This window comes from Thiohalocapsa sp. (assembly GCF_019695415.1).
Lineage (GTDB): Bacteria > Pseudomonadota > Gammaproteobacteria > Chromatiales > Chromatiaceae > Thiohalocapsa.
In genome coordinates this window covers 1-1,725 of the sequence record NZ_JAIFKJ010000066.1, presented here as the reverse complement: position 1 = coordinate 1,725, position 1,725 = coordinate 1, and the positions used below count along the sequence as shown (strand labels likewise).

Genomic DNA, 1,725 nt, shown 5'->3' with positions numbered 1-1,725 from the left:
ACATCATGCTGGTCGACACCGCCCAATGGTCGATCGCACGGGACTTCCGCGCCACGCGTCTAGGACCGGTCTGGGCGCTCGGCTTCAGCCCGGGCGGCGACAACGTCCTCGCCGCGGGTCTCGAAAGCGTTGTCTATTCCTGGCCACGCGATGCGATGGACGCCCACGGCCCCATGTCCGATGCGGCGCCGGCATTCCTGCGCGACCCGGCCGAGATGTCCAACGGCGAGCGGCAATTCGCGCGCAAGTGCTCCATCTGCCATACGCTCACGGGCGACAGCGCGCGGCGCGCCGGGCCTTCGCTCGAGGGGCTTTTCGGGCGCGCGGCGGGCACGGTCGCCGATTACCGCTATTCCGACACGCTGCGCCACGCCGATCTGGTCTGGACGCCGGAGACCGTGGACGCGCTGTTCGCCGAAGGCCCGGACAATTTCATCCCGGGCAGCAAGATGCCCATGCAACGCATCGCGGCGGCACGCGACAGGAGAGACCTGATCGACTATCTGCGCGACGCGACCATTCCCGATGAAGGAGACTAGAATGCGCGCCATGCTGACGGCCTTCGTGGCCATGTTCGTGATCGCGATCGGTGCCGACATCGCCCTCGATCGCATCGGCTTCACGGCCGAGGAGCGCGGCAGTTCCCCCTCCTCCGTGCGGCTGGACTAGGTCACCGACTCATAAGCGCGCAACCAGATGCGGGTTGCGGCGAGTTTGACGAGGGCGAGGAAGTTGGCGTCGTGCTTTTCGTAGCGCGTGGCTATGGCCCTGTAATGCTTGAGTTTCGAGAAGAACCGCTCGATCCGGTTCCGCCGGCGATAGGCCTCGCGATCCAGCGGCGGGGGCGCGGATCGGCGCGAGATCGCGCGGATGACGGCCTTGGCTCCGATCCCAGCAAGGTGCTCGCGCAGACGGTTGCTGTCATAGGCAGCATCGGCGAGCAGCGTCTGGCCCGGCTCGACGGTGTCGAGCATGTCGTCGGCCGAGCGCCCGTCATGGGCCTGCCCGGGGGTCAGCTTCAGCGTGATCGGCAATCCTCGCGCGTCGGTTACCGCGTGGATCTTCGTCGTCAGCCCGCCCCGCGAGCGCCCCATGCAGCGGGCTCGAAGGTCAGCCAAACCGGCGGCGGTGGTGGCCTTCCCGCCCCCCTTTTTGCGTTGGCCCCGTGCTGGTGAACCCGGATGGACGAGCTGTCCACGGATTGCTCGAACCCTTCGTAAGCAGCTGATACTGCGTCGAATATCCTGTCCCAGACGCCCAACTTCGCCCACCGGACGAAGCGATTGTAGCAGGTCGTATAGGGGCCGTAGCGCTCGGGAATGTCGGCCCAGGGCGACCCGGTCCTGAGCCGCCAGTAGATGCCGTTCAGCACCCGCCGGTCGTCCACCCGAGGCACACCGCGCGGCTTGTTGGGTAGAAGCGGCTCGATGATCGACCACTCGAAATCCGTCAGTTCGTAGCGACGTTGCGCCATGCTGCTCTCCCCTTTTCGAGAAGTGAATCAGCAATCCAAAGAACGCGCTACCGCTTTATGAGTGCGCGGCCTAGACGATCCGGCGATGATCGGTTCGGAGCACCTCTGGCCCGGGCGCTTCCATGAGCGGCTTCACATTTCGACACGTCAGTACGCCCGGCTCGTGCGCGACTGGGTGAGTTCGATCGGCCTTGAGCCGAGCGCCTACGGCACCCATTCCATGCGGCGGACCAAGGTCGCGCAGATCTACC

The 1,725-nt window shown here is 65.9% G+C and carries 3 protein-coding genes and 1 pseudogene; 2 read left to right on the top strand and 2 right to left on the bottom strand.

Features of this window, described 5'->3' with window-relative positions:
- Together I6U14_RS00785 and I6U14_RS00780 are read left to right on the top strand one after the other, a co-directional pair.
- Positions 1-539 (top strand): c-type cytochrome (locus I6U14_RS00785; protein ID WP_296896078.1); only part of this gene is annotated, 539 nt, incomplete at its 5' end.
- Position 540: 1 nt separating this feature from the next.
- The gene (locus I6U14_RS00780; protein ID WP_296896076.1) at positions 541-669 is read left to right on the top strand and encodes a hypothetical protein; all 129 of its coding nucleotides are present in this window, start codon (positions 541-543) and stop codon (positions 667-669) included.
- Here the strand turns inward: I6U14_RS00780 and I6U14_RS00775 are convergent.
- Both I6U14_RS00775 and I6U14_RS00770 read right to left on the bottom strand, forming a co-directional pair.
- Positions 666-1,271 carry an IS5 family transposase gene (locus I6U14_RS00775; RefSeq protein ID WP_296896074.1) on the bottom strand — a complete coding sequence of 202 codons (606 nt, stop codon included), beginning with the start codon at positions 1,269-1,271 and terminating at the stop codon, positions 666-668. The genes I6U14_RS00780 and I6U14_RS00775 overlap by 4 nt on opposite strands.
- A gap of 8 nt (positions 1,272-1,279) precedes the next feature.
- Positions 1,280-1,474: pseudogene (locus I6U14_RS00770) on the bottom strand (transposase); the annotation flags it as partial.
- Between the last annotated feature and the right edge of the window lie 251 nt (positions 1,475-1,725).